The organism is Thermodesulfobacteriota bacterium, from assembly GCA_031082315.1.
GTDB lineage: Bacteria > Desulfobacterota > QYQD01 > QYQD01 > QYQD01 > QYQD01.
The window spans coordinates 35,111-49,674 of record JAVHLC010000003.1; the positions used below are offsets into that span (position 1 = coordinate 35,111).

14 protein-coding genes are annotated in these 14,564 nt (G+C 53.8%); all 14 read right to left on the bottom strand.

Features of this window, described 5'->3' with window-relative positions; genetic code table 11:
• Positions 1-136 precede the first annotated feature (136 nt).
• Complete coding sequence (locus RDU59_03640; protein MDQ7837568.1) at positions 137-913, bottom strand: fumarylacetoacetate hydrolase family protein; 777 nt, start codon at positions 911-913, stop codon at positions 137-139.
• Positions 910-1,716, bottom strand: coding sequence for a 4-hydroxy-tetrahydrodipicolinate reductase (gene dapB / locus RDU59_03645; protein MDQ7837569.1), 807 nt, complete (start codon positions 1,714-1,716; stop codon positions 910-912). Before dapB ends, RDU59_03640 begins: the two co-directional genes overlap by 4 nt.
• A 161-nt stretch (positions 1,717-1,877) precedes the next feature.
• Entirely contained in the window at positions 1,878-2,753 is an 876-nt protein-coding gene (gene dapA / locus RDU59_03650) for a 4-hydroxy-tetrahydrodipicolinate synthase (protein MDQ7837570.1), read from the bottom strand.
• Between the two features lie 17 nt (positions 2,754-2,770).
• Positions 2,771-3,589, bottom strand: coding sequence for a diaminopimelate epimerase (gene dapF / locus RDU59_03655; protein MDQ7837571.1), 819 nt, complete (start codon positions 3,587-3,589; stop codon positions 2,771-2,773).
• A gap of 15 nt (positions 3,590-3,604) precedes the next feature.
• Positions 3,605-4,879, bottom strand: a complete 1,275-nt coding sequence (lysA, locus tag RDU59_03660; protein ID MDQ7837572.1) for a diaminopimelate decarboxylase — start codon at positions 4,877-4,879, stop codon at positions 3,605-3,607.
• Between the two features lie 25 nt (positions 4,880-4,904).
• Positions 4,905-5,969, bottom strand: a complete 1,065-nt coding sequence (locus tag RDU59_03665) for a hypothetical protein (GenBank protein MDQ7837573.1) — start codon at positions 5,967-5,969, stop codon at positions 4,905-4,907.
• A complete protein-coding gene (argH, locus tag RDU59_03670; GenBank protein ID MDQ7837574.1) occupies positions 5,966-7,345 on the bottom strand; it encodes an argininosuccinate lyase in 1,380 nt (459 codons plus the stop codon). The genes RDU59_03665 and argH overlap by 4 nt, the downstream gene beginning before the upstream one ends.
• Positions 7,346-7,347: 2 nt before the next feature.
• Positions 7,348-8,559 carry an argininosuccinate synthase gene (locus RDU59_03675; protein ID MDQ7837575.1) on the bottom strand — a complete coding sequence of 404 codons (1,212 nt, stop codon included), beginning with the start codon at positions 8,557-8,559 and terminating at the stop codon, positions 7,348-7,350.
• Positions 8,560-8,697: 138 nt separating this feature from the next.
• Positions 8,698-9,606 (bottom strand): ornithine carbamoyltransferase, encoded by a 909-nt coding sequence (argF, locus tag RDU59_03680; GenBank protein ID MDQ7837576.1) that lies wholly within the window; start codon positions 9,604-9,606, stop codon positions 8,698-8,700.
• Positions 9,603-10,805, bottom strand: a complete 1,203-nt coding sequence (locus tag RDU59_03685) for an acetylornithine transaminase (protein MDQ7837577.1) — start codon at positions 10,803-10,805, stop codon at positions 9,603-9,605. The genes argF and RDU59_03685 overlap by 4 nt, the downstream gene beginning before the upstream one ends.
• A gap of 11 nt (positions 10,806-10,816) precedes the next feature.
• On the bottom strand, positions 10,817-11,698 hold the full coding sequence (gene argB, locus RDU59_03690) for an acetylglutamate kinase (protein ID MDQ7837578.1): 882 nt from the start codon (positions 11,696-11,698) through the stop codon (positions 10,817-10,819).
• A gap of 20 nt (positions 11,699-11,718) precedes the next feature.
• Positions 11,719-13,086, bottom strand: coding sequence for an ATP-dependent protease ATPase subunit HslU (hslU, locus tag RDU59_03695; GenBank protein MDQ7837579.1), 1,368 nt, complete (start codon positions 13,084-13,086; stop codon positions 11,719-11,721).
• Between the two features lie 5 nt (positions 13,087-13,091).
• Positions 13,092-13,637, bottom strand: a complete 546-nt coding sequence (hslV, locus tag RDU59_03700) for an ATP-dependent protease subunit HslV (GenBank protein ID MDQ7837580.1) — start codon at positions 13,635-13,637, stop codon at positions 13,092-13,094.
• 17 nt (positions 13,638-13,654) lie between these two features.
• Entirely contained in the window at positions 13,655-14,551 is an 897-nt protein-coding gene (xerC, locus tag RDU59_03705) for a tyrosine recombinase XerC (GenBank protein ID MDQ7837581.1), read from the bottom strand.
• Positions 14,552-14,564 lie beyond the last annotated feature (13 nt).

The window sequence follows — 14,564 nt, forward strand, 5'->3', positions numbered from 1 at the left end:
GCCTCGGCGAATCTGCCTATGGCACGACCGGAAACGGCAGTTTCCGGATGAACACTAATTATTCTTATCCAACATCATACCCGTCCAAAATACATTGCGGACCAGGAGACAGAATTCAGTACAAAGCTTTTAGCTTCTAGCCTTCAGCTTCCTCTGCCTTCACCGTGTTGCGCAGCGTACCGATGCTTTCCACAACAATTTCTATGACATCGCCGGGAACCATAGGGCCGATTCCGGAAGGCGTGCCGGTAGCAATGATATCGCCCGGGAGCAAGGTCATCACTTTAGAGATAAAACTGACCAGTTCAGCGACCCCGTAAATAAGATTCCCGGTGTGGGATGACTGGCGGAGTTCCCCGTTGAGGTATGATTCTACCTTGAGATGCGAGGGATCCATTCCCCGGGCAATGCAGGGGCCGATAGGGGCAAAGGTATCAAAACTCTTGGAACGCGTGAACTGTACATCCTTTCTCTGTAAGTCCCTGGCCGTAACATCGTTTACACAGGTATAGCCAAAGATGTAATCATAGGCCTTCTCCTGCGGGATAAAACGGGCTCTCTGGCCGATGACCACACCCAGCTCAGCCTCATAGTCAACCCTCTTGCTCATCCGGGGATACATAATGGATGAATCCGGCCCGATGACTGCCGTTCCTGGTTTAAGAAAAATCAAAGGCTCGTCCGGGATAGGGAAACCCAACTCCCTGGCATGATCACGATAATTCAGGCCCAGGGCAATAATCTTGCCTGGCCGGCAGGGAGGGAGGAGCCGGACATTAGCCGGACCATACTCTTCATTACCTGTTTTAAATTCTGCGAATATATCGCCTTCTATGCTGCGGATGGTGTTTTTTCCTAGCCGTCCGTATCTGGCAGCGCCATCGGCTTCAAAACGAACGAAGCGCTCTATCACTTCCTCAGTCCCAGTACATCCTGCATGTCATAGATGCCGTTTTTCTGATTTACGATCCACTTGGCGGCCCGCACGGCCCCGCGGGCAAAATTATCCCGGCTATGGGCACGGTGGATGACCTCAATGCGTTCCCCGATACCGGCAAAAAGGACGGTGTGTTCGCCCACAATATCGCCGCCGCGCACAGTCTGTATGCCGATTTCCTCATTCGTTCGCTGACCGATCATCCCATGGCGGGCATAGACCCCAACCTTATCCAAGTCGCGGCCTAAGGCCCCGGCCAGCACTTGGGCCAGCTTTACGGCCGTGCCGCTGGGGGCGTCCTTTTTAAGGCGGTGATGGGCCTCGACAATCTCCACATCATAACCTTCACCCAGGATTCCGGCTACATCTTGTACGACTTTGTAGAGGACGTTTACACCCACACTCATATTAGGGGCCAGCACACAGCGCACCTTTTTGGCCAGCTTCTTGATCTCTTTCATCTCCTCAGGCGTAAACCCGGTTGTCCCCACCACAATAGCCTTTTTGTGTTTGGCGGCCAGGGCCACGTGTTCTGCAGACGAGGCATGAAATGTGAAATCGATGATTACATCCCCCTTTTTAATGACCGATTCCAGCCCCTCAGAAATCGGGATACCGATCTTTCCCAGGCCGGTTACCTCTCCTACGTCCTGGCCGAGGGCCGGATGTCCAGGCCTTTCAAAGGCCGCTGCCAGTTTAATTCCTTCGGCCTGGTGTACCATATGGATATTGCGTCCGCCCATTTTGCCGGCGGCACCGGCGACAATAGCCTTTATCATATCCGTTCTCCTCGCAATTAGTTTTCATCCGGAAACTACCATTTCCAGCCTACGTTTGGCCTAAGGCCGGATTCAGGCTGTCAGCCATTAGCGATCAGCCGTCAGCAAAAAACTGAGATAAACATTAAGCTGAAAGCAGATAGCTGAAAGCGGACAGCTTCTTACTTAATAAGTCCGTAGTCTTTAAGCACAGCCTTCAGGCGTTCCACATTTTTTGGTGACATGGGCGACAGCGGCAGCCTGAGTTCCGGCGAAATCATGCCCATGAGTCCAAGCGCCGTCTTTGCCGGTATGGGATTGGTCTCATAAAACATGGCCTGGCAAAGCGGGAGAAGTTTATAGTGCAGTTCCTGGGCCTTTTGTCGGTCCCGGGCCTCAAAGGCACTACAAAGATCGGCCATGTCCTTTGGCGCCACATTGGATACCACGGAGATAACTCCCTTACCACCTACAGCCAGTGTAGGTAAGACCGTAAAATCGTCTCCGGATACCAGACTGAATTTCTTATTGGAGAGGCGTATAACCTCGCTGATTTGCTGTAATGAGCCCGTGGCCTCCTTGATTCCTATGATATTTTTTATCTCAGCCAGACGGGCCACTGTTTCGGGCAGCATGTTGACACTGGTCCGGCCGGGGACATTATAGAGAACGATGGGGATATCGACTTTATCTGCCACGGCCTTGAAATGCTGATAGAGTCCCTCCTGTGTGGGTTTATTATAGTAAGGGGTGATTAACAGCGCCGCATCAGCGCCGGCTTTCTGGGCATGTTTGGTCAATAGTATGGATTCAGATGTGCTATTGGAGCCTGTACCGGCCACTACCGGCACCCGGCCGGCCACCGTCTGTACCGTGATCTCAACTACAGACATATGTTCCTCGTGGGAAAGCGTAGCCGCTTCGCCGGTTGTCCCGCAGGGAATAATAGCGTGCGTGCCGTTTTTAATCTGAAATTCTATGAGCTTTTTTAGGCCCTTCTCATCTACCTTGCCCTTTTTGAAGGGAGTGACAATAGCCACCATAGCCCCTTTTGCTATCTCCGCTGTTTTCCGTTTCATAGTTCTTCCTCCCTTAATAGACCTTCATAGACGATTTTTGCCTCGCCTTCCAGAAAGACGTGGCTTATGCCCCCCGGGCCGGATTTAAAATAGACGTCAAGTATTTCTCCACCGCGCGTTTGTACGTGAACCGGCGGCACAATCCCGTGTTTCAGAGAGGCGATGATTGCTGCGGCCACTGATCCTGTGCCGCAGGCCAGGGTCTCATCCTCCACCCCCCGCTCGTAGGTGCGTATGGAGATATTTTGTCTGTCCAAGACCCGGACAAGATTAACGTTGGTGCCGGCCGGCTGAAACTCGGCATGAAAACGGATGCTCCGGCCCCACTCAGAGACATTTACTTTATCCAGGTCGGGGACAAAATGGACGACATGCGGTACGCCCGTGTTTATGAAATGTACAACGTATTTCCCTTGATTTGTCAAGACTTTTATATCCATGCGCAGATCCCGCGGGGGCACCATCTCCAGTTTCACCCGATGATCGGTCACTTCGGCCCGGATCAAGCCGGCGATGGTCTCAAAGGTCATCTCAGGACCGGCTATCCGGTTTACGTAGGCAAAACGGGCCGCACAGCGCCCGCCGTTACCGCACATCTCGGCCTCGCTGCCATCGGCATTATAAAATCGCCACTTGAAATCGGCATCGGACATACTGGGAGGTTCGATTAGAATCAAACCGTCGGCCCCTACCGATACCTTGCGGCGGCACAGTCGGCGGGCCCACGCGGATCCCTCATTGACACCAACGAGACCGGAACGGTTGTCAATAATGATGAAATCATTACCGCTGCCGCTCATTTTATAAAAAGACAACCTTTTCCCCATGGACTATTTTACCTGAGAACCTTGCAGAAAATCCGGTACCTTCTCACCCCGAACCAGGGATTGGCGGGTCTCGCGGCGCCGGATGACGGAAAAATCACGGCCCTTGACCATAACCTCGGCCACCCGCGGGCGGCTGTTATAGTTGGAAGACATGGAAAAACCATAGGCCCCCGCACTCATAACCGCCATAAGATCACCGGGGGCAAAATCCGGAAGCTCCCGGTCTCTGGCCAGGAAATCACCGGATTCACAGATAGGCCCCACCACGTCTGCCTTTATCTTTTCTCCGGCATACTTGTCCCTGACCGGCCAGATGGCATGATAGGAGCCGTAAAGACTAGGCCGGGCCAGATCATTCATGCCGGCATCCACGATCAGAAAATGCCTGCTCCCATTATTCTTGGTGTACAAGACCCTGGTCACCAGCGCCCCGGCATTTCCCACAATCACTCTTCCGGGTTCGAGGATCAGTGTAACGTCCATATCGCGCATGTTTTTTATAATGGCCTCGGCATAGGCAAAGGGATGCGGGGGCTCTTCCTGGTCGTAGCGGATGCCCAACCCGCCGCCCAGATCCAGATAACGGATATCAATGCCTTCTGTTTGCAGTCGGACAATGAGATCCTTCAACTTTACTAAGGCATCAATGAATGGCGCTACCTCTGTGATCTGGGAGCCGATATGGCAGCTCACGCCTGCAATTTCCACGTGGGAAAGGCTGCGCGCCTCTCTGTATTCTTTAAGAGAACGCCCGATGTCTATGCCAAATTTATTTTTCTTTAGTCCCGTAGAGATATATGGATGTGTCCTGGGGTCAACATCAGGGTTGACCCTCAAGGCAATACGGGCCTTCTTTTTCATCCGGGCCGCTATCTTATTTATGGCCAAAAGCTCCTGTGAAGACTCGATATTGAACATCAGGATGCCGGCCTTGAGGGCATCTTGAATCTCATCAGTGCGCTTCCCCACGCCGGAATAGACGATCTTGTCCGGCGAAACACCGGCCTTAAGGGCCCGGTATAGTTCCCCGCCGGAGACAATATCCGCGCCGCCCCCCAGGTTGGCCAGGAGCCTGACCACAGCCAGGTTCGAGTTGGCCTTTAGAGCGAAACAGACCAGATGAGGAACTTTGCCGAAGGCCCGGTCAAACGTCTTGAAATGGTGGCTTAATGTGGCGTGGCTGTAAAGATAAAAAGGAGTCCCCACCGCCCCGGCAATAGCGGCAACCGGCACGTTTTCACAATATAATTCATCAGCGACGTAGTTAAAGTGATGCAACCCTTTTTCCCCTCTCAAAAAGATACTACTCGGCCCATACCTTGACCTCAAGGGACATCGTACTTTCATTCTGCCGGGGCGAAGAATCCAGGGCGGTTACCGCATAATGATACGCTTCTCCTTTATGCACCTCTTTGTCTGTATAGCGTACTGATTTCTCCGGCTTCCGGGAAAGACATCGCCACTTGTCTTCTTCTTTCGTCCGCCTATAGACGCGATAACCGGCCAGATCGGCCTCTGTATTGTCTATCCATCTCAGGACGATGCCTTCCGGTGAAGCTATGGCCGATAGACCCGTAGGCGGGGCCGGCGGCGTCATATCTTTAGGGAAGGCTGTAACCTCGTCGCTCTCCGGGCCTTCAATAAGGGTAGTTTTTACTGACCGTACGGCGCGTACCCGATAGGTGTAAAACGCATCATTGGCTGTTGAGGTATCTGTAAATGCAGTATTGGAGAGGAGTCCGGCCGCCAGCAGACGCTCGTACGGCCCGTCTCCTTCGCGCCGGTAAATATAATAAGAAAGCGGCTCACCCACGGCTGACCCGTTCGATAACTTTTCCGGGGCCTTCCAGCCAAGCACAGCCTGACTATCTCCGGCCTGGACGTTAAGGGCTGCTGGCGGACCGGGTGGCACGTCCCAATAGATGATTACGGGTCCGGCTTCCGCTCCAATACGGCCGTCATCATCTACGGCCTGCACGGTATAGACATATTTATGGCCGTAGGCCAGATCGGTATCGACAAATTTCACCAGATACTCGGTAGCTGTTTCCTTGTTTGGGCCGGGCCACCTGACATTGAAGATGTCTGTATAGTGTACGGGGCATCCGGGACAATCTTCGGCAAATGTATAATCGGCTCTCAGCACCCGGAAGCCGGAAAGGCGGATTAAAGGAGATCCATCCTTGCGTTTTATGGGCGGCTTCCAGGTCAGCACAATGGCCTTTTCCGCCAAACGGGCGGAAAATCCGGTCACGGCCTGGGGAACTACTTCACGCGGCGGGCGGGGCGGCATCTTCTTGCCGCAGGCCAGGAGGCTAAGGGCAAGGCCGGTAATAATAACCATTCTCCAGGCCAAAGACCTTATCACTTAAGCTCCTTCTCGGCGGCCTTAAGTGCCGCCAGTACCAGTCTGCGGGCCGTTCCCCCGGTTGAGACCCGGCTTTCTACCGACTTTTCCAGGCGGATATATTCGAAGACATCGGCCTCAACCCTATCCGAAAATTTTTTAAGTTCATCCAAGGATAAGTCGGTAAGTTCGCAACCCTTATCCAGGCAATAACGCACTATCCGGCCGACGATGGCATGGGCCTCCCGGAAAGGCACTTCCCGTAAAACCAGGTAGTCAGCCAGGTCCGTAGCGGTCAGAAATCCCTTCCGCACGGCTTTATTTACCTTGTCCCGCCGGATCTCGATCTGCCCCAGCATGGCGCTATAGACGGTCAATACCCGGGCAACCGTATCCACCGCATCAAAGAGGGCCTCCTTGTCTTCCTGCATGTCCCGGTTATAGGCCAGAGGCAAGCCCTTCATCACGGTGAGCAGGGAGAGAAGATGGCCGAAGACCCGTCCGGCCTTTCCCCGCACCAGTTCCGGGACGTCAGGGTTTTTCTTCTGCGGCATTATGCTGCTGCCTGTACAAAAGGCATCGCCTATCTCAATAAAGGAGAACTCGCTGCTCGACCAGAGGATGAGTTCTTCTGAAAGGCGGCTCAAATGAACCATGAGAATAGAGCAGTCCGCCAGAAACTCCAGCGCAAAGTCCCTGTCGCTCACTGCATCTATACTGTTGGCGGAGATAGAAGGGAAATCCAGCAGGTTGGCCACATATTGCCGGTCAATGGGAAGGCCCGTGCCGGCCAGGGCCGCACTCCCCAGGGGAAGGACGTTAATCCGTTTGAGGCATTCCCAAAAGCGCTCCCGGTCCCTTTTTAACATCTCGTAATAGGCCAGGAGGTGATGGGCAAGGAGTATCGGCTGGGCCCTTTGCAGGTGCGTGTATCCGGGCATAATGACGTCGCTGTACCGGCGGGCCAGACCCACCAAACTTTGCTGTAATCCTTTAATCAGGCCGATAATTTCCTGCACCTTATCCCGCAGGTAAAGCCGCACATCAGTAGCCACCTGGTCATTGCGGCTCCTGGCGGTATGCAGTTTTTCCCCGGCCGGCCCGATCTTGTCAACAAGGGCCTTTTCAATATGCATGTGGATGTCTTCCAGGGAAGGGGTAAAAAGAAATTGGCCCCGGTCGATCTCTTTTTTTATGGCCCGGAGGCCGTCAACGATAAGCCTGGCCTCATCTTTAGTGATAAGCTTCTGTCTGGCCAGCATCCGGCAGTGGGCAATGCTGCCCTCGATATCATAGGGATAAAGCCTGCGGTCAAAATGGATGGAAGAGGTGAATTCCTCTACCAACCCAGATGTTTTCTGGCGAAACCGGCCGCCCCAGGGTTTTTTCTGAGCCATAACTATGAACGCCTCTTTCTTTGTAAGGCCTGCACTTTTAGCCGCAATCCGTTCAGGCGTATAAAACCCTCGGCATCCTTTTGTCGATAGATATCATCTTCTTCAAAGGTGGCCAGTTCCTGTATATAAAGCGACTGATCAGATTTGCGGCCTACGACCGTACAGTTACCTTTATAGAGCTTGAGCCGCACCGTTCCCGTCACCGTGGTCTGGGTCTCGTCCATAGTCTTTTGCAGGAGGCGCATCTCCGGCGAAAACCAGAAACCGTAATAGATCATCTCGGCATAGCGGGGGATGAGGCTGTCCCGGATATGCATGACCTCCCGGTCCATAGTGATCGATTCCAAGGCCTGATGGGCTATGCGCAGGATTGTCCCGCCCGGGGTTTCATATACCCCGCGCGATTTCATACCCACAAAGCGATTTTCGACAATGTCCACCCGGCCGATACCGTTTAACCCCCCGAGCTCGTTTAATCCGGTCAGGAGGTCAACCGGCTGCATAGCTAACCCGTCTATGGCTACGGGGTCTCCCTTATTAAAGTCAATTTCTATATAAGTCGGTTTTGACGGCGCCTTTTCCGGCGAGCGGGTAAGGGCGAACATATCCTGTGGCGGTTCTTGCCAAGGGTCCTCCAGGATGCCCCCTTCATAACTTATGTGCAGGAGATTGCAGTCACAGCTATAAGGTTTTTTCTTGGTAGTGGGGACGGGGATGCCGTGCTTCCGGGCGAATTTGATGAGGTCCTGACGTGCTCTAAAATCCCATTCCCGCCAGGGGGCAATGATAATCAGGCCGGGGTCGATAGCCATATAGCTCAGCTCGAAACGCACCTGGTCGTTACCTTTACCTGTGGCCCCATGGCTGACGGCATTGGCCTTTTCTTTTCTGGCGATCTCCACCTGGCGGCGGGCGATAAGCGGCCGGGCCAGTGATGTACCGAGGAGATAGCCGCTCTCATAGACCACATTGGCCCGAAAGGCAGGGAAGACATAATCACGCACAAAGGTATCCCGCAGGTCATCTATATAGACCTTGTCTGCGCCCGTATCTATGGCCTTTTTTCTGAGGGCTTCCCAGTCTTCCGGCTGGCCGATGTTGGCCACAAAGGCTGTTACCGGGCACTGATAGGTCTCTTTAAGCCATCTCAGTATGACCGAGGTATCCAGCCCGCCGGAGTAGGCCAGCACAATCTTTTTGACTTTTTCTGCCATTCCAATCTCACCTTCTCCATGCTTTCAGCTATCAGCGATTAGCTGTCAGCAAAAATCCAAGGCAAACAACACATTAAGCTGATCGCTGATGGCCGAGTGCTGACTGCTCGTCCGGAATTTTTGGTTTCCGGACGAAGATCATTTAATCATCATGGCCAGTATGGCCTTATGGACGTGCAGTTTGTTTTCAGCCTGGTCAAATACTACCGACTGCGGCCCTTCCAGGACTTCGGCAGTTATCTCTTCACCTCTGTGCGCCGGCAGGCAGTGGAGAACTATGGCGTCGTCCTTGGCCCGGCGCAGCAGTTCACTGTTGATCTGGTAGGGCCTGAAGACCTTCCGGCGTTCAGCCGCCTCATCTTCCTGCCCCATGCTGGCCCAGACATCCGTGTTGATAACATCAGCGCCTTCTACCGCCTTTGCCGGATCCTCGAATAGCAGGAGGGGCTTTTGAGCCTTTTTCAGGGCTGGTTCCAGGACATCTGTCCGTGGTCCGTAACCCCTGGGGCAGGCCAGGGAAAGGGAGAACCCCAGCGTGGCCGCGGCCTCGATCCAGGAATGGGCCACGTTATTCCCATCTCCCACCCAGGCTATCCTTAGGTTTTCTATAGCGCCTTTCTTTTCAACAACGGTCATGACATCGCTTAGAATCTGGCACGGATGGTAGAGGTCGGTAAGACCGTTTATCAGCGGGATGGTGGCGTGGGCCGCCAATTCCTCGACCGTATCCTGGGCAAAGGTTCGTATCACAAGCCCGTCCAGATACCGGGATAGAACGCGGGCCGTATCGGCCAGCGGCTCCTGACGGGCTAACTGGGTATCCCGGGTGGACAGGAAGGTGATGTTGCCTCCGAGCTGGAACATGGCGGCCTCAAAAGAGACGCGGGTACGGGTGGAGGCCTTTTCAAAGATGAGGCCGATAGTCTTACCGAGCAGCGTCCGGTAAGAAGTATCCCCTTTGTCCTTCTTAAAGGCCATAGCCCGCGTGATAATAGCCCGTATATCTTCCTTGGTCAGGTCGTTGATACCCAAGAGGTCTTTTTTCATGGCCTGTTCCTGCATTCTTCGTCCAGGGCGCCAAGGAGCAAATCGATTTCCGCCTTGGTTACTATAAGGGGCGGCGTAAAGCGCAATATATTCCCCTGGGTACAGTTTATGAGGAAACCTTTATGGAGAAGGTTTGTTACAAAATCAGCGCCTTCCACCTTTAGCTCCAGTCCCAGGATAAGTCCCAGGCCGCGCACTTCCTTAATGAGAGAAGGATAACGGGCAGCCAGATCCTCCAGCCCCTGTTTGAAATATCTACCTATTTCCCGGCAGGTTGAAAGGAAGTTGCCTTCCAGAAGGGTCTTTAGAACCACGGTAGCGGCCGCACAGACTAGCGGGTTGCCGCCAAAGGTCGAGGCATGCGTGCCCGGCGTAAAGGAACCGGCAACCTCTTCCCGGGCCAAAAGCGCGCCCAGAGGAAGTCCGTTGGCCAGGGCCTTGGCCAGGGTCATCATGTCCGGTTTTATCCCGTAATGCTCATAGGCAAACAGGGTCCCGGTACGGCCCATACCGACCTGAACCTCGTCCAGAATAAGGAGCAGCCCGTGCTCATCGCACAATTTTCTAACTGCCGGTAAATAGTCGGGAGAAAACAATACGACCCCGCCTTCACCCTGGATCGGTTCCATAAGGATGGCGCAGGTCTTCTCGGTTATGGCCTCTTTCATGGCCCCCAGGTCACCGGCCGGCACGTGCTTAAAGCCGTCCATAAGAGGCTCAAAACCCTTGTGGAATTTCTCCTGCCCGGTGGCCGAGAGGGTAGCCAGGGTGCGGCCATGAAATGAGCCCTGGAGGCAGATAATTTCATAACGGCCCTCGCCAAAACGGTCTCGTGAATATTTTCGCGCCAGTTTGATAGCCGCTTCATTGGCCTCTGCCCCGCTGTTACAGAAGAACACCTGGTCGGCAAAGGAGTGTTCGATCAGCAGTTCGGCCAGTTCTATCTGGGGCACGGTATAGTAAAGGTTTGAGACATGCACGAGTTTCCGGGCCTGGCGGCGCACGGCCTCCGCGACCTCAGGGTGGGCATGCCCCAGGCTACAGACCGCAATCCCGGCCACAAAATCAAGATACATCTTCCCGTCGGAGTCGAATACCCGGCAGCCCTTTCCTTCTATCAGGGTAACCGGGCTGCGGCCATAGGTGTGCATAATATAACGGTCTGATAAACTCATCCAGTCTTTCTTGCCTGCGTCCATATTTCGTCTTCCTACGGTATGACCTGGGTGCCGACCCCGCTCTGGGTAAATATCTCCAGGAGGACGGCATGCTCAATCCGGCCATCGATAATATGAGCCTTTTCTACGCCTTCGGTTAACGCCTTAAGGCAGCAGTTGACCTTGGGGATCATCCCGCCGGTAATAAAACCGTCAGACAGCATTTTCCCGGCCTGCTCGGTAGTCAGCGATTGAACCAGCTTCCCGTCTTTATCCAACACCCCCGGAACGTCCGTGAGCAGGATGAGCTTGGCCGCCTTTAAAGCGCCGGCCACTGCTCCGGCTACGAGGTCGGCATTAATATTGTATGATTCTCCCTCTGCCCCCACCCCTATAGGGGCGATGACCGGTATAAACTGGCTGTCTTCAAGGGCCTTAAGGACTGCGGCATCGACAGCCGTGATCTCACCGATCATGCCTGCGTCTATAATCTCAGGGGGCAGATCTTCCCCCCGCGACTGGTAAACATGCATCTTTTTGGCCTGTAGTAAGCGCCCATCCTTACCGCCTAGGCCCACGGCCCGGCCCCCGCTCTGATTGATAAGGGTGACGATCTCTTTGTTGACCTTGCCTCCCAGCACCATTTCTACAACGCTCATGGTCTCACTGTCCGTGACGCGCAGACCCTGAACAAAGGTGGACTGGATGCCCATGCGTTTCAGGACTTCGCCTATTTGCGGCCCGCCGCCATGAATAACTATGGGTCGCAGGCCGATATAACGCATGAGGACCACGTCCCGGGCAAAGCTTTGCTTGAGGTGGTCGTTGACCATGGCATGTCCGCCATATTTTATGACCACCGTCTTTCCGTAAAATGTCTGAATATAGGGCAGGGCCTCGATCAATACCCTGGCCTTTTCCACCCACTCTTCCATTCGGTACACCATGTTCGTTATTATAAAATAAACCGACTGAGATCCTCATCCTTGACGATCTCGTTTAATCTGTCCCGGACGTAACCGGCCGTTATCGTAAAAGACATATTGGTCATTTCCGGGGCATTAAATGATATCTCATCGAGAAGTTTTTCCATGACCGTGTGCAGCCGCCGCGCGCCGATGTTCTCGGTACGCTCATTAACCACTGTGGCTATGGAGGCTATCTCCTCAATGCCGTCGGACTCGAATATAAGCTGTACTTTTTCCGTGGCCATAAGGGACTGGTATTGGGTAACCAGCGCATTTTGCGGCTCGGTCAAAATACGTACAAAATCACCCTTACCCAGGGCCTTTAGTTCTACCCTTATAGGGAAACGGCCCTGCATCTCAGGAATCAGGTCCGAGGGTTTGGCCATATGAAAGGCCCCACTGGCGATAAAGAGGATATGATCGGTTTTGACCATGCCGTACTTGGTATTGACCGTTGTCCCCTCCACGACGGGCAAGAGGTCTCTCTGTACGCCGAGGCGCGATACGTCGGGACCATGTCCGTGCTCATGGCTGGCGATCTTATCGATCTCATCCAGAAAGATAATGCCGGTCTGCTCAACACGTTTTCTGGCCTGCTCCGTAACCGCGTCCATATCAATCAGGCGCTGGCTTTCTTCCTGGGCCAGAATCTCCAGGGCCTCCGGCACCTTTACCTTCCGTTTCTTTGTCTTTGCAGGGAAGAGATTCCCGAACATCTCTTTTAAATTAATATCCATGTCTTCCAGGCCTGCGGCAGAAAATACCTCAACTACGGGCACCGCCCTCTGTGAGACCTCAAGATCTACATAACGATCGTTTAACTTCCCATCGCGAAGAAGCTTACGTAATTTTTCGCGGGTCTCAGTCCTTTCCGCTGACGGCTGGGGCGGCTGCTCCGGCGGTAAAGTCCCGGAAAGCGGCGCCGGAGCGGTTCCCCGCACCGGCGGCAGAAGGATATCCAGCAGTTTCTCCTCAGCGATCTCCGCGGCCTTGACCTTTACCTTTTCCCGTTCCTCAGCCTTGACCATGTTTACCGCCAGCTCAGTCAGGTCACGAATCATGGACTCCACATCCCGACCTACATAGCCTACTTCGGTAAACTTACTGGCTTCTATTTTTAAGAACGGCGACTGGGTAAGTTTGGCCAGGCGCCGGGCAATCTCGGTCTTGCCCACGCCCGTAGGTCCGATCATAATTATGTTCTTGGGGGCGATTTCATCGCGCAGTTCCTCAGGAACCTGCTGCCGTCGCCACCGGTTTCGAAGCGCTATGGCTACGGCGCGTTTAGCCTCAGACTGTCCGACCACGTATTTATCCAGCTCAGCTACAATCTGGCGCGGGGTTAAGGTCTCTATGTCGATCATAATTTTTCTACCGATATTATTTCATTAGTATAGATGCAGATTGAAGCGGCAATGCGCATGGCCTCTCTGGCAATACTCTCGGCATCAAGGTCTGAAGCCGAGACCAGGGCCCGGGCCGCGGCCAGGGCATAGGGGCCGCCGGCGCCTATGGCCAGAAGTCCGTCATCCGGTTCGATAACGTCGCCTGCCCCGGAAATAAGAAAGGAACGTTCCATATCCACGGCTATTAAGAAGGCCTCCAGGCGCCTAAGGATCCGGTCTGTTCGCCAATCTTTGGCCAGTTCCACTACGGAACGGACCAGGTTGCCGGAGTGTTTTTCCAGCTTTTGTTCCAGCCGCTCAAACAAGGTAAAGGCATCGGCGGTAGCCCCGGCAAAACCAGTAATGACCTTATCCTGGTACAGGCGGCGCACTTTACGGGCTTGGTGCTTCATGATGGTGTTGCCCAGGGTTACCTGACCGTCTCCGGCCACCACTACCTCTCCCCTGTGGCGCACGGCCAATATCGTCGTCCCCCTTATCTTCTCCAGGGCATTTTCCATTTGTGCAGACTCCTCCCTTACTTATCGCCTTTGGCCTTGGGATGGGCGCTATCGTAAACGGCCATCAGTTTGTCCAGGCCGACATGGGTGTATTTCTGTGTGGTAGAAAGGCTGACATGGCCGAGCATCTCCTGTACAGAGCGCAGGTCTGCGCCCATGTCCAGGAGATGGGTGGCGAACGTATGCCTTAAGGCATGCGGATACACGTGCTTGAATAGCCCGGCCATCTCGCCATATTTCCCGACCAGCCGCTCTACACTCCTGGCAGTAAGCCGACCGCCGCGGCTATTGATAAAAAGCGGGTTCACATCCTGCGCGCCGGTTTTGCGCATGGCTTTCTGACTTTTCTCCTTGTACTTCTTGAGGGCCTCCAGCGCCCGGCTGCCAACGGGCACAATGCGTTCCTTACCGCCCTTGCCCAGTACGCGCGCTATACCCAGGGGAAAATCTATACTATCCGTATTCATGGCCACAAGTTCACCGACACGCAGACCGCAAGAATAAAGGAGTTCCAGGATAGCCCGGTCCCGTAAGGTCAAAAACTCGTTCCCTTTTGGCGATTCCACCAGGGCAAAAATCTCATCCACAGGCAAGAACGTAGGCAGAAATTTTTCCTGTTTGGGGCTGGAAACCAGTTCCGCGGGATTATGCGGCAAAAACCCGCGTTTGACCAGGTAACGGAAAAAACTGCGGATGGAGGCAAGTTTGCGCCCTATGGAAGAACGCTTATTCCTGGCGTATAAGTGGGCCAGAAAATTGCGAATGGACAGATGGTCGATGGCCTCAATAGTTGCCTTATCACCCAGAAAAGAGGCAAATTGTAAAAGATCGCTCTCATAATTGCGCAGGGTATGCGGGGAGTAGTTCTTTTCTATCTTTAGATAGGAAAGGAATATGGAAATATGTTTTTTCACAACCACGCCCTGA